18 protein-coding genes are annotated in these 17826 nt (G+C 44.9%); 4 read left to right on the forward strand and 14 right to left on the reverse strand.

Going from position 1 to position 17826, the window contains the following annotated elements; translation table 11 throughout:
* Window positions 1–70: 70 nt before the first annotated feature.
* Window positions 71–625, reverse strand: a complete 555-nt coding sequence (locus A8C56_RS03755) for an NADPH-dependent FMN reductase (RefSeq protein WP_067752240.1) — start codon at window positions 623–625, stop codon at window positions 71–73.
* Window positions 626–953: 328 nt separating this feature from the next.
* Between A8C56_RS03755 and A8C56_RS03760 the strand changes: the two genes are divergently transcribed.
* Both A8C56_RS03760 and A8C56_RS03765 read left to right on the forward strand, forming a co-directional pair.
* The gene (locus tag A8C56_RS03760) at window positions 954–1412 is read left to right on the forward strand and encodes a mobile mystery protein A (RefSeq protein WP_067752243.1); all 459 of its coding nucleotides are present in this window, start codon (window positions 954–956) and stop codon (window positions 1410–1412) included.
* The gene (locus tag A8C56_RS03765) at window positions 1403–2020 is read left to right on the forward strand and encodes a mobile mystery protein B (protein ID WP_067752246.1); all 618 of its coding nucleotides are present in this window, start codon (window positions 1403–1405) and stop codon (window positions 2018–2020) included. Before A8C56_RS03760 ends, A8C56_RS03765 begins: the two co-directional genes overlap by 10 nt.
* Window positions 2021–2168: 148 nt before the next feature.
* Here the strand turns inward: A8C56_RS03765 and A8C56_RS03770 are convergent, their stop codons facing one another.
* Both A8C56_RS03770 and A8C56_RS03775 read right to left on the reverse strand, forming a co-directional pair.
* Entirely contained in the window at window positions 2169–2645 is a 477-nt protein-coding gene (locus A8C56_RS03770; RefSeq protein ID WP_067752250.1) for a DinB family protein, read from the reverse strand.
* Window positions 2646–2758: 113 nt separating this feature from the next.
* Window positions 2759–4351: an ABC-F family ATP-binding cassette domain-containing protein gene (locus A8C56_RS03775; protein WP_245645738.1), complete on the reverse strand. Its 1593-nt coding sequence runs from the start codon at window positions 4349–4351 to the stop codon at window positions 2759–2761.
* Window positions 4352–4592: 241 nt separating this feature from the next.
* Between A8C56_RS03775 and bla the strand changes: the two genes are divergently transcribed.
* A complete protein-coding gene (gene bla, locus A8C56_RS03780; RefSeq protein ID WP_071609314.1) occupies window positions 4593–5501 on the forward strand; it encodes a class A beta-lactamase in 909 nt (302 codons plus the stop codon).
* 31 nt (window positions 5502–5532) lie between these two features.
* On the opposite strand, the gene A8C56_RS03785 is transcribed toward bla, so the two are convergent.
* From A8C56_RS03785 to A8C56_RS03840, 11 genes are all read right to left on the reverse strand, one after another.
* Entirely contained in the window at window positions 5533–6192 is a 660-nt protein-coding gene (locus A8C56_RS03785) for a CoA transferase subunit B (RefSeq protein WP_067752256.1), read from the reverse strand.
* 98 nt (window positions 6193–6290) lie between these two features.
* Entirely contained in the window at window positions 6291–6662 is a 372-nt protein-coding gene (locus tag A8C56_RS03790; protein ID WP_067752259.1) for a four helix bundle protein, read from the reverse strand.
* A gap of 52 nt (window positions 6663–6714) precedes the next feature.
* A complete protein-coding gene (locus A8C56_RS03795; RefSeq protein ID WP_067752262.1) occupies window positions 6715–7404 on the reverse strand; it encodes a CoA transferase subunit A in 690 nt (229 codons plus the stop codon).
* Between the two features lie 461 nt (window positions 7405–7865).
* Window positions 7866–8462 (reverse strand): DUF6992 family protein, encoded by a 597-nt coding sequence (locus tag A8C56_RS03805; RefSeq protein ID WP_067752269.1) that lies wholly within the window; start codon window positions 8460–8462, stop codon window positions 7866–7868.
* A gap of 34 nt (window positions 8463–8496) precedes the next feature.
* Window positions 8497–9336 (reverse strand): beta/alpha barrel domain-containing protein, encoded by an 840-nt coding sequence (locus tag A8C56_RS03810; RefSeq protein ID WP_245645741.1) that lies wholly within the window; start codon window positions 9334–9336, stop codon window positions 8497–8499.
* A gap of 94 nt (window positions 9337–9430) precedes the next feature.
* Window positions 9431–9781 carry a four helix bundle protein gene (locus A8C56_RS03815; RefSeq protein WP_067752273.1) on the reverse strand — a complete coding sequence of 117 codons (351 nt, stop codon included), beginning with the start codon at window positions 9779–9781 and terminating at the stop codon, window positions 9431–9433.
* A gap of 85 nt (window positions 9782–9866) precedes the next feature.
* Window positions 9867–11012, reverse strand: coding sequence for an acyl-CoA dehydrogenase family protein (locus A8C56_RS03820; protein WP_067752276.1), 1146 nt, complete (start codon window positions 11010–11012; stop codon window positions 9867–9869).
* Window positions 11013–11244: 232 nt separating this feature from the next.
* Window positions 11245–13218, reverse strand: coding sequence for an acetyl/propionyl/methylcrotonyl-CoA carboxylase subunit alpha (locus A8C56_RS25390; RefSeq protein WP_067752279.1), 1974 nt, complete (start codon window positions 13216–13218; stop codon window positions 11245–11247).
* A gap of 44 nt (window positions 13219–13262) precedes the next feature.
* The gene (locus A8C56_RS03830) at window positions 13263–14096 is read right to left on the reverse strand and encodes an enoyl-CoA hydratase/isomerase family protein (protein WP_084489993.1); all 834 of its coding nucleotides are present in this window, start codon (window positions 14094–14096) and stop codon (window positions 13263–13265) included.
* Between the two features lie 48 nt (window positions 14097–14144).
* A complete protein-coding gene (locus A8C56_RS03835) occupies window positions 14145–15752 on the reverse strand; it encodes a carboxyl transferase domain-containing protein (RefSeq protein ID WP_067752284.1) in 1608 nt (535 codons plus the stop codon).
* A gap of 725 nt (window positions 15753–16477) precedes the next feature.
* Window positions 16478–16945 carry a cytochrome d ubiquinol oxidase subunit II gene (locus tag A8C56_RS03840; protein WP_067752286.1) on the reverse strand — a complete coding sequence of 156 codons (468 nt, stop codon included), beginning with the start codon at window positions 16943–16945 and terminating at the stop codon, window positions 16478–16480.
* A 400-nt stretch (window positions 16946–17345) separates the two neighbouring features.
* Here A8C56_RS03840 and A8C56_RS03845 point away from each other — a divergent pair, with 400 nt between their 5' ends.
* Window positions 17346–17678, forward strand: coding sequence for a hypothetical protein (locus A8C56_RS03845; protein ID WP_067752287.1), 333 nt, complete (start codon window positions 17346–17348; stop codon window positions 17676–17678).
* Window positions 17679–17826 lie beyond the last annotated feature (148 nt).

Raw genomic sequence — 17826 nt, forward strand, 5'->3', positions numbered from 1 at the left:
ATAAAGGTTGGGTTTGAATAAGCACCACATAATAAGGATACCTGATTGTTGCTGCTGGTGCAATAAGCCATCAGATAGTAGTCACTTTTTTTGAAGTGATAATACCGGCAAGCAGGTTCAGCTTGTTTTTGTACTCCTGCGAGATCTCTTTGTAATCAGGCGCTGCAAATAACGCATTGCGCACAATAGGCACCGTAAACGGTACGGGCCATGCTCTTAATGCTTTTGCAACCGCATCCATAGCGTTAATGCCCTGCATGGCCTGGCCACCATCTGCCCAGCAAACAAGGCCGATTAATTTATCAATTAAATAAGGCTTTTCTTCTTTGGAGCTTAATTCCAGCCAGTCGAGGCAATTTTTCATTACGCCCGTCATGCTCCCGTGGTACAACGGAGTCAGCCATATATGCGCATCTGCATGCCGAAAAAGATTGAGCATCACTTCTACGCCTTTGGGAGTTTTATTTAATGTATAGTCAAACAGGGGAATACCAGACTCCACCATATGGAAAACAGTAGCCTGGGAGCCCAGGGTTTCCAGGTGGTTCTTTAAATACGCAGCCAGTTTTCCGGGTGTGGATGCTTCTCTTCCGTCTAATGATCCGTTTACGATTAATATATTCATTACAGCATTGCTCTTATTGCGTTTCCGGGCATTTTTACCTAACGCTTTTTATAGGGATTACCGCCAAAGATACTCTTTTTTATGACCTGCTGTTTTCCCAAAAAATCATTATGCGTCTGTAAATTCTAAATTGGTAGGGGTAAATAAAAATCGTTCTTATAAATAGTTGATTAATAAATGTTTATTTAATGACTTTCTTTTTACATTACTATAAATTATAGCCTTTCTATTTTATTTTACAGTTAAGTTATATCTTTACTTTGTATTTATTAAAGTAATATTATAACTTTACTTTTTTTATAAATTTGTAAAACTAAAACTTTACGAAATGAAAAAGAATCATTTGCAAAGGCAGCAGCTTAATAATAAATTACAGTTTTTTGAACCGCTGAAAAATGTGGTAGCTCCACCTACCGGATGGATAAAAGCGATCCGGCTGGCCTTAGGTATATCCCTGGAGCAATTAGGCAGGAAGTTGTCTATTACTAAACAGGGTGCAATGGATGTAGAAAAACGGGAAGCGGAAGGGAGTATTACTTTAAAAACATTAAAGGAAGCGGCCAACGCACTTGATATGCAGCTTGTATATGGCCTTGTTCCAAAAGACGGATCCCTTGATACGCTTATTGACCGTAAAGCCAGGGCGCTGGCAAGAAAAATAGTTTTGCTCGCTGACAACACTATGATACTGGAAGACCAGGGCAATTCACAGCAACGGCTGGAAAAAGCTATTGAGGAAAAGGCGGAAGAACTAAAAATCAAAATGCCTAAAATGTTATGGGATTAGACCTTACTTACATTGCGGGGCAAACACCTTTGAGTGAAGATGAAAAAGAGGGATTAAAGATACCCACCATTGCTACCAAAGGGGAACTGGACGAATTTGAGCAGCAGAATATAGAGCAGGCGGTGGAATGGGCGCTGTCCCGAACCTTTAGCCTTGGGCAAATATTTAGAGAGCAATTTATAAAAAACGTTCACCGGAGGATGCTGGGTAACGTGTGGAAATGGGCAGGTGATTTCCGTACCACCAATAAAAATATTGGTGTGGATAAATGGCAGATCGCTACATCATTGAAAGGGCTGCTGGACGATGCTCAATACTGGATCAACCGACAGGTTTTTTCCCCGGCAGAAATTGCCATTCGCTTTAAGCACAGGCTGGTGAGCATCCATTGTTTTCCCAATGGTAATGGACGGCACAGTCGCCTGATGGCGGATATATTAATAAAAGCCCTGGACAAACAGATAGCGTTTTCATGGGGAGCCGGAGATCTGGGGCATAAAGGCCATTTGCGGGATGCCTACCTGGCGGCAGTAAAAGCGGCAGATAAAGACGATATCAAACCGCTGCTGATTTTTGCCAATCCACAAGCAGGGAAACCAGCCGGCTGAATGTTCCGGGAATAAGTAATAATAAATCTGAATCAAAAATATTTTTCAGATCTGGAATATAGCGTGTCAGTGTAAACTTATTGTTATATGCCCTGGCCCGTGTCCTCACAAGCCGGAATCCGGGAACCGGGGTGGGTGAATTTTATATTCAGAAATGAATGATATCTGTGTCTACAGGTGTATATCCAAGGCTCCTGCTGATGGAATGTATCTGGCCTTTATGATGAAACTCGTGTGTAATTGTGTGTGTAAAAATTTTGAGTAGCGTTGCTTTGCTTTTAACACCATTTAATTCAAATGGTATGACCGCTTCAAGATCTTCTGATTCCTGAAGAAAGCAGGTCATTAACTCATCAATAGTTGTGTACAGGGAAACGACCTGTTCAATATGATAAAACTGATCATACCCTGAGTAAGGAACGGGCTGCTTTAATGCAATATTCCCGATCCAGTGCTCATATACATTGGCAATATGTACCAGCAAATTCCGCATGCTGCCGCCGCGCCCAAAAGGAGCAACTTCCTTTATGAAATCAGCAGGTTGAATGGTGCTGCAATAAGTGAATAACTGATTACGGGCTTCTTTTACAAAATCATACTCTGTACTGCAAACGTCCCGGTTCATCTTTTACATTTTAAAAAGAGATTCAAAGATCGTTATTTTCTAAAAAATGGTTATTCGGGCCTACCCGATAATTTTTGAAAATGAATGCCTGTATTTTGATACAATCCCTGAGATCAGTTTAGTTCAATGATTTTTGCTACTTGTAAAGCATCTAGAAAATCAATATCATGCGAAATAACAATAACGGTTCCCTGGTAATCGTTGACGGCATTCAATAAAATATCTACATTCTGAATATCAAGGTTGTTCGTTGGCTCATCCAGTACCAGTACATCAGGTGCCTGGTTCTGAATGGTAAGGCAACATAACAAAAGGCGCATTTTCTCACCACCGCTTAATGTGGCACATGCGTTGTTCCATTGTGTTTTTGAAAAAAGGAAACGGGTGAGTCTTATTTTTATTTCATGTTCCTGCAGGCCGGTTTTATTAAAGGAAGCTGCCTGCTCATATATCGTGGTGTCAGGATCGATCAGCGAATAGTCCTGGTCGATATACACCGAAGTAAAGCCGGCCCTTTGAATGGTTCCATGATCCGGATTTTTTTGACCAAGCATCATTTTGACCAGCGTGGTTTTGCCCGAACCATTATTGCCTTTAATGGCAATGCGCTCACCACTTAATACCTGAAAACTTTGCGGCTGTTGCCAAAGCAGGTGTTGCAGGTATTGTACATTTATAGCCTTTGCGTTGATCAGTATTTTCCCTTTGTGCAGGCAGGAGTTGTCGAGATCCAGTTTCATCTGGGCAATGGCTTCCAGCTCTTTCCTGGATTGACTGAGTTCTTCTGAAATAGCGGTGATCTTTTCTGAATGTGTACTTTGCAGCTTTGATGTGCTTTTTTCAGCATTATTGCGCAGCGTATTCAACATAATGGTAGGAACACCGGCCTGATCTTGCTTTTTCCTGCCGCGGGCATCCTGCTTTTGTTTACGCTCAATGGCTTCCCGCTCTGTCGCTTTTGCTTTTCGAAGGTCTTTTTCCCGGGATTGTATTTTTTGCTGTAAAGCATCTGCTTCCGTGGTCTTTTGCTTTTTATAAAAATCATAATTGCCGCCATAGGTTTTTATACTATTACTGGTTAACTCGCAGGTGATGGGTAAAATATTTAATAGCGTACGATCGTGACTTACGATGAGCATTGTTTCTTTTGCATGCCGGATATAATTGTATAAAAGCTGCCTGCTGTTAACGTCCAGGTGGTTACCGGGCTCATCCATCAATACCATACCGGGCTGATGGATAGCGATCCCTGCAAGGAAAACTTTTGTTTTTTCTCCGCCGCTGAGCATTTTTAAGGGATCATTAAGGCTGTGCTTCGTCAATTGCCAGCACGCAAGCGCGGCTGTAGCTCTCTCTTCAATGGACCAGTCATCATCCAGCTCATTCATATTGGCTTCGCTGACGTCGCCTTCCAGTATGCAGTGTAAAGCACTTAATTTCCTGTCGATCTGCAACGCCTGGGCAATGGTCAGGTTATCATACTGTCCGAAATGTTGCGGAACGTAATACACGGGCTCATTACAATGCACCTGTCCGGAGACGGGAACAAGCATTCCGGCTATTATTTTTAATAGTGTGGACTTTCCGGCGCCGTTGTTGCCCACCAGGGCTATTTTGTCTGATTTATTGACTGTAAGATAAATGCCGTCAAATAGTAATTCTTTGTTGGGGTGCTGATAGGCGATATTCTGAAGTGTAAGCATCATTTCTTTTGTTAAACATTTTTTGAAAATTGTTTTTCTGTGTTTTAAAAGAAATGATCAGTTTCATTGGAGTACTGTTTATATGAAAAATATCGGTTGCAAAGATAACGGATTCTTTAACAAGTAGCATATTCATTCAGGTTTTAGTCAGGTAGGGATTAGGAAAAACACGCACGTTTGCCCTGACGCCAAATGTGTTACTATATTTTTATTAAATTTATAAATAAAAGATAATTTAAACTCCATGCAGATTAAAATTGATCATTTTCACAGGCTGTCTTTGAGTCTATGGCTTTTATTGATGCCTGTTTTATCATTCAGCCAAAACACGCTGCAAACGCAATTTGAGCACATCTCCAATGACATAAAAGGTCATTTAGGAATTAGCGCATTACTGATCGAGACCGGTGAATCGATACAATTCAATGGAAATAAAAAGTTCCCTATGCAAAGTGTCTATAAATTCCCTATTGCGATGGCAATGCTTAACCAGATTGATGCGGGCAAATTTTCACTGGAAGATACGATTCATATTGATAAATCGCAATATATACCCAAAAACGGCCATAGCCCTATACGGGATAAATTTCCTAAAGGTGCTGATCTTACCATTAAAGATATAATACGGTATAATATCGAGGAAAGTGACGGCACAGCTTGTGATGTATTATTAAGATTGTTAGGCGGGACAGACAAAGCGCAGCAACATATCCATGAATGGGGCGTAACAGCTATTGCAATTGCTACCACTGAAATGGTGCAGGTGGCGAATGATACTATTCAATATCAAAACTGGGCAACTCCGGAAGCTATGAATAAGCTGCTTCAATTATTTTTTGAGGGGAGGTGTCTTTCAAGGAATAGCCGGGAACTGTTACTCCAGTATATGTCAATATCCGAACCCTGGTTCGACAGAAGAATAAAAGGATTATTGCCACCCGGTACAAAAGTAGCTCATAAGACGGGAACTGCAGGAACAATTGATGGACTTACCAGGGCTACAAATGACGTAGGCATTATCACACTTCCGGATGGAAGACATTTAGCAATAACGGTCTTTATTGCTGATTCATACGATTCTCAAAAAGATCGTGAAATGGCAATTGCCAGGGTTTCCAGAGCAGCGTTTGATTACTGGCAAAAAACTAAATAAAAAATATAAATGCAAAGCAAGGCATTGCTGCTTACGCCACTTTTATCTCAGGTATATTATCCCTGACAACCAGCCGACCTTCTGTGGCTTTTTTTATATCTTCCACGGAAACACCGGGAGCGCGCTCTAATAAAACAAATCCTTCATCCGTAATCTCCAGCACGGCCAGGTCGGTGACGATTTTTTTGATGCAGTGAACACCAGTGAGCGGAAGCGTGCATTGTTTTAAGAGTTTGAATTGACCGTCCTTGCTGGTATGCTGCATAGCTACGATAATATTTTTGGCCGCCGCCACCAGGTCCATGGCGCCGCCCATGCCTTTGACCATCTTCCCCGGGATCTTCCAACTGGCAATATCGCCGGTATCGCTTACTTCAAAGGCGCCTAATACAGTAAGGTCAATGTGCCCGCCGCGGATCATGGCAAAGCTGGTAGCCGAGTCAAAGAAAGCACCTCCGGGCCGTATGGTTACTGTCTGCTTACCGGCGTTGATCAGGTCCGGATCGGCCGTTCCTTTTTTCGGAAAGGGACCCATGCCCAGCATGCCGTTCTCCGATTGTAAGACCACTTCAATACCTTCCGGGATATAATTGGCTACTAATGTTGGGATGCCGATACCCAGGTTTACATAATAACCGTCTTTCAGTTCCAGTGCAATGCGTTGTGCTATTTGTTGTTTTGTAAGGCTCATCTTTTTGTTTTTTAGTAAGTAGTGAATAGGAAGTAGCTAGTGGGAGTGGTTAGAGCAGCAGAAACGAATGGGATTGTGTTGCTTGCTGTTTCCACGCTCTATTTCTTGCTTCCGGATTCTAAATTTGCAATCATTTTGCTTAACATTCTGAATATAGATTCAAGATGTTCTTCAAGGTTTAAAATTTCACCCTTTTTTAAGTATTCAAGAATTAATGATAGTTCTATTTGTGTATCAACTTCTACTAATGAACTTCGGGAAATTTCATAAAATCTTTTCTTTTCAACTTTTGAATTTCTTGCAGCTCCTTCAGCGAAGTTGCTGCAAACCGAAATAGCAGCTCTGCGGAGCTGACTCACTAAAACAAATTGTTCTTCTTTAGGATAAGCCTGGGTGTGCAGATAGATTTCTTTTACTAATTGTAAAGCAAATTGATATACCTGTAGTTTTTTGTGCGATAGTTCTAACATGTGATTTATATTTAAGTTTAAAGTAACCCTGCTGGCTGCTTGCTATTACCTGCTAGCTTTCTGTCAACTGCTCGATCCGTTTCTCATAATCCACTCCCTGGAAAATCCGGTTTACATATACACCGGGGGTATGGATCTGCATTGGGTCCAGCTGTCCCGCAGGTACCAGTTCTTCTACTTCCGCAATGGTGATCCTGCCGGCAGTAGCCATAGGATGGTTAAAGTTGCCTGCTGTTTCTTTATAGATCAGGTTACCATGGGTATCACCCTTCCAGGCTTTGATGATAGCGAAATCAGCTGTCAGCGCGTGTTCCAGTAAATGCGGTTTTCCGTTGAATTCGCGAACCTCCTTGCCTTCGGCCACTTCGGTGCCATATCCTGCCGGTACATAAAAAGCCGGAATGCCCGCTCCGCCCGCACGACAGCGTTCGGCGAGGGTGCCCTGGGGGATCAGTTCTACTTCCAGCTCCCCGTTTAAAAGCTGCCGCTCAAACTCAGCATTTTCTCCCACGTAAGAGGCAATCATTTTTTTGATCTGTTTTTTTTGCAGCAGCAGGCCGAGTCCAAAATCGTCCACCCCGGCGTTATTGGAGATACAGGTGAGCTCTTTCAGTCCGGTTTCCGTGAGCGCTTTGATGCAGTTTTCGGGGATTCCACACAGCCCGAAACCGCCTACCATCAGTGTCATGCCATCTTTAATATCTTTAATGGCTGCTGTTGCGTTGGATACTACTTTATTCATAGCAATGATCTGTTTTTATTTTTTAAACCAATCGCCATAGGCGACAGAATATTTATTAGTTTGGCTGACCAAAAGGAAATGTCACCCTGACGAAGTCTGCCCGACAGAACGTCGTTCGGGCGGAGGTGATTTTTATAATCGGATCATGCTTCGACAAGCTATTAATGACAAATATCTTATTGTATTGAAAGCCAACAATATACAAGATCGTCGTCTCGACCGAGTTCGGAGAACGAGCGGAGAGATCTCTATAACAGATCAGATCCCCTCTGCGCACCCGCTGAAAGCGGGTTTGGTCGGGATGACGATTAAAAAAAAACTTGTCATCCGAATGAACTTAGATGCAACACTTTTATAGTTGCCTCAGCATGACAACCGTTTTTGTCATTTCAATGAACTTTTTATTGGTGGCTCAATAAAATGATCAGCGAGCCTTTTGGTCAGTCCTGTAGCTTTATTTTCTAAAACTGATAAACCATACCGATACCATTTTCCGTAACCGCAAATTCGGGCGCTGCTTTCTTCCAGTAACGGTGCTGTTTTTGATGGCTCAGGTACAGCGTGGCATCAAACAACAACAGCCCGGCGCCCTGAACGATCAATGAATTTCCATATCCCCTGTTTCTTGCCGGGTTCTTTGCATGATTCGCCCTGACCCTTAAAAATATCCCGGTGCCTATATACAACAGGTCGAGGCCCCCATTGATCGCATATAACTTTTTTACATTTTTGTAAGCTTTGTATTTACCGGCATCCGAAAAGGATAATCCTTTTTCCTTTTTAGCGCGTAGCAACCCTAAAACACCAATGCCGGTATTGACCACACCCCATAAGGCATTCATGGTATGGAAAGCCTTAACTTCTGTATTTTTTGTGCTGATGGCTCCTATAATACCACTGCCCATATATACTACGCCCCAGCCGGTTAGTACCCACATACCCTTCCTGTTTGTTTCAATCCGTTGTTGATGCAGGTCGTCAATAGTTAATGTGGCATTCTGCTGCGCTTGTAAAGAGCAGCACCAGCAACTCAGGAGTAGCACATATAGCCATTTCATAACCGGGGTTTTTATGTAAGTTACGGCATCCTGTTTAAGATTTCAGCATGTCAAAATTGAGGTACGCTGTGGCGATCTGTTGAATACGGGTTTCATCCAGGCCGGTCGTGATATTTTTGTTACGACAATATTGCAGCAGTTGCAGGGTATTTACATTTCCCAGCAGCTCATAACCGGTAAGCGGGCAACCGCCCAGCCCGTTGATCACCCCGTCAAAACTGCGGCAGCCAGCCTTCCAGGCCGCATCAATCTTTTCTAATGCTTCATCCGGCCACGTATGCAGGTGCAGACCCAGTTCCACATCAGGAAAACGCGGGAGCAGCGTTTTGAAAAGTTTGTAAATCAGCTCGGGCGTTCCCAGACCCGTAGTATCCGATAAGGTAATGGTCTGTACCCCTCTGCTGGCAAGGAAGTAAACAGCGTCCTGTACAATAAATTCCGACCATTCATCGCCATAAGGATTTCCAAACGCCATGCTGATATACACTCTAAGCTGCTTTCCGGTACTTTGACTGATATCGGCAATTTCATTCAATACATGCAGCACTTTGGAAGAATCGGAATGGATATTCCGTTCCAGAAAGGTATTGGAAATGGAATAGGGAAATCCTAAAACATCCACCTTGTTTTGCGCCGCCGCTTCGGTTGCTCCCCGTGCATTGCCAATAATAGCGAGTAATTTGGTGGCTGAGCCTTCCTTATTGATCCCTTCCAGCACCTTTGCCGATTCCGCCATTTGCGGTACTGCCTTTGGCGACACAAAGCTTCCGAAATCGATCACTTCAAAACCAACCTGCATCAGCTCATTAATGTAGGCTGCCCGTTTTTCCGGCGGGATGGTATAGGAGAGTCCCTGCTGCGCGTCGCGGGACATTCGGTGATTTTTAGTTCATTGTTCATGGCTTATAGATCATAGTTAAGAGTTGATAGAGCATGTTTTATATGGGACAATGCCGTGGTACTGTCTTTTATAAGGAATTACGGAGTCTGGTGATCATTTTGCTCAGTAACTCATAGTCATCGTATAATTTCTTAAACAAATCTTCTGTAAGATAGTTCCTCTTTTTTGCTAAAAATAACCCGGCTACTACTTCAATGGCTGAACGTAGGGCTATATTTAAAAATTGCTTAAATACAGGAATGGTTTGTCCTGTAGAGCCTTCGGCAATATTCAGTACAACTGAATCAGCAGCCCTTTTTAGTTGAGTAGAAAGACTATATCTTTCTTCAACAGGAAAGGTCTTTGTTATAAGATCAATTTCATTGGATTCATCAACAGCTTTATGCCATACATTTAATTCTTCAAAACGGAATGCCATAATGATCCTATTATGTGGTTGATATTTATTGATATGGTTGATGGCTATGTGTATAAGCTATGAGCCATGAACCATTGACCATGAACTATAATCCCAACTGCTTCGCAATTACGATCCGTTGTATTTCTGACGTTCCTTCACCGATCTGTAACAACCGCTGATCCCGGTAAAAGCGTTCTACATTATATTCTTTCATCAGCCCATAGCCTCCATGCAGCTGCACGGCGGCGTCGGCTACTTCTTTTGCAATTTCCGAGCAATACAACTTTGCCATGGCTGCTTCTTTTGTAAAAGGCTGACCGGTATCTTTCAGCCAGCACGCTTTATATAAGAAGGTACGGGCAAGTTCTATTTTCAGGGCCATATCTGCCAGTTTGAACTGGCTGACCTGGAAAGAAGATATGGTATTTCCAAATTGTTTCCGTTCCTGTGCATAGCTCAATGCCATTTCAAAGGCCCCCTGTGCGCAACCCAGCCCCATGGCGGCAATACTCAGCCGGCCGGCATCCAGCGTACGCAGCATGATCTTTGATCCTTCACCAACAGGCCCCAGTGTATGTGATTGGGGTACGCGGCAATCGTCAAAAAATAATTGTGACGTGTCGCTGGCGCGCCACATCATTTTGCCGTGCATGGCCTGCTGTGTAAAGCCGGGGGTGTCCCGGTCCACAATAATGGTGGTGAATTCTTTTTTGCCATTCACTTCATTGGTCACTGCCTGTACCGTAGTGCCACGGTTCAGCTCCACGGAGCCATTGGTGATAAAGATCTTGCTGCCGTTGATCACCCATTGATCGCCATCGGTCTTCGCCGTGGTTTTGGAGGCGCGGGAGTCGCTGCCGGCGCCGGGTTCTGTTAAGCCAAACGACCAGAGCTCCGTGCCGGTGCAAAGCCGGGGCAGGTATTGCAGTTTCTGTTCTTCAGTACCATAATTATAAATTGGGCCAATGCCCAGGGAATTGTGCGCCGCCAGGGTGGCCGCCTGTGATCCATCCACCCGCGCTATTTCCTCTACGGCGATGATATAAGCCAGGTAGTCCATACCGGCGCCACCGTATTTTTCAGGGAGATAAATACCCATCAGTCCCAGCTCACCCATTTGCCGGGTCAGCTCCGGCGAGAACTGTTCTTTTTCATCCAGCTCCTGTGCCAGCGGTTTGATGTTCTTTTCTGCAAACGCACGCACCATGTTGCGGATCGACTGGTGCTCCTCGCTTAACGTGTAATCCATGATCTATGGTTTGAAATTTGAATTTTTATAATATGCATTGTGGTTCGTTTATAATGGAGAAATCTCTACAAAAGTTAGAGACCCTTCGTTCCGAACCTTCGGAATCGCTATGCTCCACTCAGGGTGACGGTAAAAAAGTTTGTCATTTTAAAGAACTTAAAATATATTTTTACCTATAGCCTTATATAGACACAGATGTACAGCCCCTTCCTTATTTCTTATTAGTTATTCCTTATTTTATATGAACCAAGACGGCTGTCGTATCTACTTTATCACCTTCTTTTACAAACACCCCATCCGCAACGCCATCCGCGGGGCTCAGGATATTGTTTTCCATTTTCATGGCTTCCACAATTACCAGCAGGTCCCCTTTTTTAACGGCGGTGCCTTCTGTTACTGCAACCTTGATCACCTTGCCGGGCATGGGTGCGGTGATGCCGCCCTGTTTTGCAACAGTGGATGCAGGAGGTGGCAGCTGCTCGTCTACTATATGCAGGATATCATTGCGTTTTACCTCGTAATCAACACCGTTATATCGGATCATATACACACCCGGTAACCACTTAAAAATATACACGGGATAAACCTGCTCCTGTATATGAATACGGAACTGATGCTGACCTGCATCTTCTAACTGCGCCTGTATGGATTGTCCGTTGTACTCAAAACAAACAAACGCATCTGCAATTTTGGTCAGCGAAAGAATAAAATTTTTGTCATCCATTGTGAACGTTATTTGCGGCACCAGACGCCAGTAGCCGATCTGGTTCCAGACAGAAGAGGAGTGCTGCCCCTGTTTTAGGCTAAATACCAGCGCCGCTGCCAGGGGCACCAACGGATCATTTTTTTGCTGTTCGTTAAGATCATGAAGGAGCACCTGTAAATGCTGATCAATATATTTTGTAGAGATCCTGTTTTCAATAAAATCCGGGTGCTGTAATAATCCCCGTAAAAATGTAAGATTATTTTTGATGCCATAGATAAAATACTGTTGCAGGGCTTCAGTCATTTTTGTTCTTGCTGCTTCACGATTGGTACCCCAGGTGATCAGCTTGGCGATCATGGGATCAAAATCTCCCGTAACTGTTGCATCACTTTGCAGCAGCATACCATCAATGCGGATGCCTTCACCTCCTGGTTCTTTATAAAAAGTTATTTTACCGGGTGATGGCAAAAACTGCTGTTCCGGGTCTTCGGCATAAATACGGCATTCAATGGCATGCCCTTTTTGATGGATGTCCTTTTGCTGAAGACTGAGCGGCTCCCCACGGGCAATGCGGATCTGCTGTTCCACAATGTCGATGCCGGTCGTCAGTTCTGTAACCGGATGTTCTACCTGTATGCGGGTGTTCATTTCAAGAAAATAAAAACTAAGATCGGGATCTACTAAAAATTCAAGGGTGCCCGCACTCTGGTAACCGATCGCAGCAGCAAGCTGTACTCCTGCGTTACAGATCTTTTCCCGTACTTCCGGTGTTAAGGTGGGGGAGGGTGCTTCCTCAATGATCTTCTGATGCCTTCGCTGCAGCGAGCATTCCCGATCAAACAAGTGAATAACATGCCCCTGCTGATCGCCCACCACCTGCACTTCCACATGCCGGGGTGCTTCAATGTATTTTTCAATATAAACAGTGTCGTCACCAAAATAATTTTTTGCCTCGCGTGCTGTTGCTTCCAGGGCATCTTTTAATTCCGGTTCCTGTTGTACCACGCGCATCCCTTTACCACCCCCACCGGCAGCAGCCTTTATCAGCAATGGAAAACCAATAGAAGGGTATTGGGCCAGCAGCTCCGGTATAGTGCCGGTAATGCCCGGGGTAACCGGTACACCGGCTGCCTGGGCCGTTTTGCGTGCAGCGATCTTATTGCTCATGGCCTCCATCGCTTCCGGTGTGGGGCCTATAAAAATAATGCCCTCATCCCTGCAGGCGCTTGCAAACGCGGCATTTTCGGAAAGAAACCCATAACCCGGGTGGATGGCATCGGCATGGGTCGCTTTTGCTGCGGCAATGATGCTGCCGATATTCAGGTAGGTTTCATTGAGCGACTGCCCATCCAGCAGAACGGTTTCATCCGCTTCTTTGAGATAAGCGGCATCAGCATCCTGGGGCGCATAGATCAGTACCGTGCTGATCTGCATTTTTTTTGCGGTCCGGATAATGCGTACCGCTATTTCGCCACGGTTTGCTATAAGGATTTTTTTCATTGTGAATGGTCGATGGTGAATGGTCAATAATCAATAAAGAGCAGCTATATCCAGCTGGGTTTCCGCTTTTCAAAAAATGCCTGCATGCCTTCCTGGCCTTCGGCGGAGCTGCGGGCTTTTGCGATCGCTTCCACCGTGTATGGAATGGACGTTTCCAGCTTTGTTGCGGCTATATAGTGCAATAGTTGTTTGCTTGCTGCTATGGATTTTGGCCCTCCCTGCAGCAGTTCCTGTATCAGCTCAGCCACTTTGCTTTCCAGCTCCATTTCCTGCAGCACCTGGTTAATGAGCCCTGCCTGCGCTGCTTCCTTTGCATGGAATTGCCGGCCTGTCAGGATGAGTTCTTTCGCTTTTGTTTCCCCGATCCTTTTTACGATATAGGGGGCGATGGTGGCCGGTACCAAACCCAGCCGTACTTCGGAAAAAGCAAACAGTGTATCATCGGCCGCATAGGAAAAATCGCAGGCCGCCAGTAACCCGTTGGCGCCACCCATTGCAGCTCCGTGCACCACTGCGATCGTGGGCTTGGGTGTATTATAGACCGCCTGGAAACACCGTGCCAGTTGCCGGTTCTCTTCCAGGCTTTCTTCATAGCCGGATGTTGATGTGGCTTTCATCCACTTCAGATCAGCGCCGGCGCAGAAAACCTTACCGCGCCCGCGAAGAGTGATCACCCGTACGGTATCATCGGCACCCAGTATTTCAAATGCCTGGATCAGTTCGGAGATCATGGTATCATTGAGCGCATTCCGTACCTCCGGCCGGTTCAGCCAGATGGTGGCGATGTGGTAATGTTGCTCTGTTTCTATGGTTGTGTACATAAGTGAATAGTGAAAAGTCAATAGTGAATAGTTTATTGCTAATGGTTCATGGTTCATAGTTCATGGTTCATAGCATGAACGATCAACCATGAACTATATGCTGCCTTACATTCTAAATACCCCATTCTTTGTTTCCTCCCATTTTTTGTTTAAAGAAACGGCAATGCCCAGGGCAATGATCTTTCGGGTATCTGCGGGATCAATGATGCCGTCATCCCACAACCGGGCCGTGCTGTAATAGGCCGAGCCCTCGGTTTCATATTTTTTCAGGATCGATTGGCGCAGCGTCTCTTTTTCTGTTTCCGGAAATTCCTTACCTGCAGCTTTTAGTTGTTCTTCCTTTACGGTGGTTAATACACCAGCGGCCTGCTCGCCACCCATCACGGATATTTTGGCATGCGGCCACATAAATAAAAAGCGCGGATCATAAGCCCGTCCGCACATGGCGTAGTTACCCGCACCAAAGGAACCGCCAAACACTACGGTGAACTTGGGTACATTGGCGTTGGCCACGGCATGTACCATCTTGGCACCATCGCGCGCAATGCCTTTATGCTCATATTCTTTGCCCACGATAAATCCGGTAATGTTCTGTAAAAACAAAATAGGCGTTTTGCGGGCCGTGCACAATTCCACAAAATGCGCACCCTTTAATGCGGATTCGCCAAACAGCACTCCATTGTTGGCAATGATACCGATGGGATACCCCATCATATGTGCAAAACCGGTGACCAGGGTAGGAGCATAGTTCGCTTTAAATTCATGAAAACGGCTGCCATCTACCATGCGGGCAATGATCTCTTTCGGATCTACCGGTTTTTTCAGATCGGGCTGTACAATACCGTACAATTCTTCAGGATCATAAAAAGGTTCTTCAGCCGGCAGACGCTCCAATGGCTGCGCTTCCGGCTGTTTAAAGGTCTGGATAATGTTCCTGCAAAGCACCAGAGCGTGCGCGTCATCTTCTGCAATATGATCTGCCACACCGGAAACAGAGGTATGCACCACGGCGCCACCCAGCTCTTCAGCGCTCACTTCCTCGCCGGTGGCGGCTTTTACCAGTGGTGGCCCGCCTATAAAAATAGTACCCTGGTTACGCACAATGATCGTTTCATCGCTCATGGCCGGCACGTAGGCCCCGCCTGCGGTACAGGAGCCCATCACAATGGCGATCTGCGGAATGCCCGCGGCCGACATCCGCGCCTGGTTATAAAAAAAGCGACCGAAATCATGCCGGTCCGGGAATACCTTATCCTGCTCCGGAAGGAAGGCGCCACCGGAGTCTACCATATAGATACAGGGAAGCTGATTCTCCAGCGCAATTTCCTGCGCCCGTACATGTTTTTTTATGGTCAGCTCCATATAAGTACCCCCTTTTACCGTGGCATCATTGGCAATGATCATTACCCTGTGCCCATGCACGGTGCCAATGCCGGTGATGATCCCCGCCGAAGGAAATTGATTGTCGTAAACATCAAAGGCAGCAAGGGGGGAGAGCTCCAGGAAAGGCGTATTGGGGTCCAGCAGGTTGTCCACCCGCTCCCGTGCCAATAGTTTTCCTCTTTTTTTATGTTTCTGAACAGAAGGCTGGGCCTCATCATGCAGCACGCTTTTCATGCGCTGCCGGTATTGCTCCAGCAGTTGCTGATAGACCTTTTTATTTTCATTGAACGGGGCGGAATGAATATCCACCGCTGATTGGATCCGGTACACAGTGCTCAGATTTTTTACTCCTCTAAAGTTATGCGAAGAAAAGAAAAATAGTGCACATATGCTAACAATTGTTAGTTAAATTTTATTATTTACGATATTGTTGCTTTGAATATAATAACAAGAGGCGGTACCACCTGGAGGCAGTATTGAATAGGGCCTTTTGCAGAATGGTGCTGATTATATTTTTCTGTGTTTGCTTGTATAGCAGCTACATTGTATGCATATTTTCCCGTTTTTCCAGGACGTAATTGAAACTACTGTAGTCACCAGGTTTCTCAGCGCCTCTTTTTTACGCAACGGCTGTTTTTTATCAAACAAAATGAGCCCGTAAAAAAGCAGCGCAGTAATAACTGCACAACCGACAGGCAGCGAAGTCTACAACCTACGCTTTCAATAGCGTTTAGAGATTGCTTTTTCGATTTGAATCTTCATGTGCATGGCCGGTCAAACGGCCGGAGGCGTTCGTTTGACCAAGCCTTTTTGGCAACCTTTTGTGGCGACAAAAGGTTGAAAGAAAATTGAAGAGAAGGACACCTGCGATTACCTCAATGATTTTGTAATATAAAAATATAAATAAAAGTCAAAATTGCTGTACAGGCCTTGAAGCTTGCATAAATGGATAAAAAAGTTGTGTATAAAGGGTGGCTGAGTAGCTGGCGGGAAAATTTACCCGGCATTCTATCGTTGACGCAACAGTAGCGACCGCCATAAGTTTTCGCATCGTTTTAAAAGCTATTGCGCTCCTGTTCATTATGAGGCAGGTGATCTGCTAAAACCGGTTTCACCGGCCGTGCTGTTATTATAAAAAACACATCCGCCACACAAAAGCCGATCCAGTACAAATAAACACCCAAATGAAAACGTTCACCCAGCCAGCGGTGAGCAAGATCAGTACGGAAATTGGAATAGGTCATATACAGGCCCGCTAAAAAAATAACGAGGAATGCGCCCAGGATGCTTTTGCGCCGGATGCCCGTAAACTTCCGGTCAATAAGATACAAAAGCCCTGTAACCAGCAGCAGCAATAACAGGCAAACCAGCCCGGCCTGCCACCATACCCGGAAGAATTGGTAGCTTTTGTAAAAGGTATTGACGCCTATGCGGCCTATCAGGGAAATACCCGATGTTAAAATACCGGATAATAATGCTATTGCCAGCAGCAGGCCACACAACAAAAAATAATTTCTTTTCATAAATGGTGCAAAGCTACCATAAAACTTGCTGCCTGATGATGGGCGTATAATATTTCCGGGGCATTGATCAGCCAGAGCGTAAATAAAAACATTTTTAAGTTCATTAAAATGGCAAGTAAGTTGCTAAAGCGACTGTCATGGTGAGGCAATCATAAAAGCGTTGTATTTGTGCTCATTGAATCCGATCATTCGGATGACAAGTAAATAAAGTGTCGTCATGCTGTCCCGAATCTATCGGGAGGAGTGTAACACAGCCGAAGCATCTCCGGATAATCGGTTGGTCTCAATACCCGGGAGACCCTTTCGTTCCTTCCGCTTTCAGCGGAATACAGTCAGGGTGACGAATACTATAGTATTTGTCATTAACAGCCACAAATAAACAGAGTTTAAGTTCTTTAAAATGACGAACCTTTTTACCGTCACTTTGGATATCCTGTTTGCGGTGCAAAAGCAACGTGGTGATGACGTTTTTTTGTGGAGCTTCATCCGAACTTTCGGATGGCTGGAAAGCAGCTTCAGCCTAATTATAGAAATTCTAAAGCCGAGCGTCCCGCCCTCCCGGGTTGGTCAATTGTGGCGGGACACACCACTATATTCTAAAGCTGATAGTAGTGCCCCGCCGGAATCAGGCCGTAATTCCTGCCCGTTCGGTTCAGGCGGGGATTCCGGCTGCCCTTTTTGCGATCGTTTTTGGGCAAGCAAAAAGGATCAGAAAGAAAAAGAAGATAAGTAATCGAACTTATTAAACAAAAGCAAATTGTTTCATAAAAGATACACAGCAAATCAACAATTTGAAAATGCGTCATTGGCAGCGCAACGCAGTGGACCGTAGGTGTCATCATTTGAAGAGATGTTTCGGCTACTCCCGCTGTTGCGGGATC

Source organism: Niabella ginsenosidivorans (assembly GCF_001654455.1).
Lineage (GTDB): Bacteria > Bacteroidota > Bacteroidia > Chitinophagales > Chitinophagaceae > Niabella > Niabella ginsenosidivorans.

Excerpts from the sequence above, each read along its gene's own strand:
- A8C56_RS03820 (WP_067752276.1), bottom strand. The coding sequence starts at position 11,012 with ATGGATTACACGTTAAGCGAGGAGCACCAGTCGATCCGCAACATGGTG.
- A8C56_RS03810 (WP_245645741.1), bottom strand. The coding sequence starts at position 9,336 with ATGTCCCGCGACGCGCAGCAGGGACTCTCCTATACCATCCCGCCGGAA.
- A8C56_RS03790 (WP_067752259.1), bottom strand. The coding sequence starts at position 6,662 with ATGTTAGAACTATCGCACAAAAAACTACAGGTATATCAATTTGCTTTA.
- A8C56_RS03755 (WP_067752240.1), bottom strand. The coding sequence starts at position 625 with ATGAATATATTAATCGTAAACGGATCATTAGACGGAAGAGAAGCATCC.
- A8C56_RS03760 (WP_067752243.1), top strand. The coding sequence starts at position 954 with ATGAAAAAGAATCATTTGCAAAGGCAGCAGCTTAATAATAAATTACAG.
- A8C56_RS03830 (WP_084489993.1), bottom strand. The coding sequence starts at position 14,096 with ATGAACCATGAACCATTAGCAATAAACTATTCACTATTGACTTTTCAC.
- A8C56_RS03840 (WP_067752286.1), bottom strand. The coding sequence starts at position 16,945 with ATGAAAAGAAATTATTTTTTGTTGTGTGGCCTGCTGCTGGCAATAGCA.
- A8C56_RS03805 (WP_067752269.1), bottom strand. The coding sequence starts at position 8,462 with ATGAAATGGCTATATGTGCTACTCCTGAGTTGCTGGTGCTGCTCTTTA.
- A8C56_RS03845 (WP_067752287.1), top strand. The coding sequence starts at position 17,346 with ATGACGAACCTTTTTACCGTCACTTTGGATATCCTGTTTGCGGTGCAA.
- bla (WP_071609314.1), top strand. The coding sequence starts at position 4,593 with ATGCAGATTAAAATTGATCATTTTCACAGGCTGTCTTTGAGTCTATGG.
- A8C56_RS03785 (WP_067752256.1), bottom strand. The coding sequence starts at position 6,192 with ATGAGCCTTACAAAACAACAAATAGCACAACGCATTGCACTGGAACTG.
- A8C56_RS25390 (WP_067752279.1), bottom strand. The coding sequence starts at position 13,218 with ATGAAAAAAATCCTTATAGCAAACCGTGGCGAAATAGCGGTACGCATT.
- A8C56_RS03770 (WP_067752250.1), bottom strand. The coding sequence starts at position 2,645 with ATGAACCGGGACGTTTGCAGTACAGAGTATGATTTTGTAAAAGAAGCC.
- A8C56_RS03765 (WP_067752246.1), top strand. The coding sequence starts at position 1,403 with ATGGGATTAGACCTTACTTACATTGCGGGGCAAACACCTTTGAGTGAA.
- A8C56_RS03795 (WP_067752262.1), bottom strand. The coding sequence starts at position 7,404 with ATGAATAAAGTAGTATCCAACGCAACAGCAGCCATTAAAGATATTAAA.
- A8C56_RS03815 (WP_067752273.1), bottom strand. The coding sequence starts at position 9,781 with ATGGCATTCCGTTTTGAAGAATTAAATGTATGGCATAAAGCTGTTGAT.
- A8C56_RS03775 (WP_245645738.1), bottom strand. The coding sequence starts at position 4,351 with ATGATGCTTACACTTCAGAATATCGCCTATCAGCACCCCAACAAAGAA.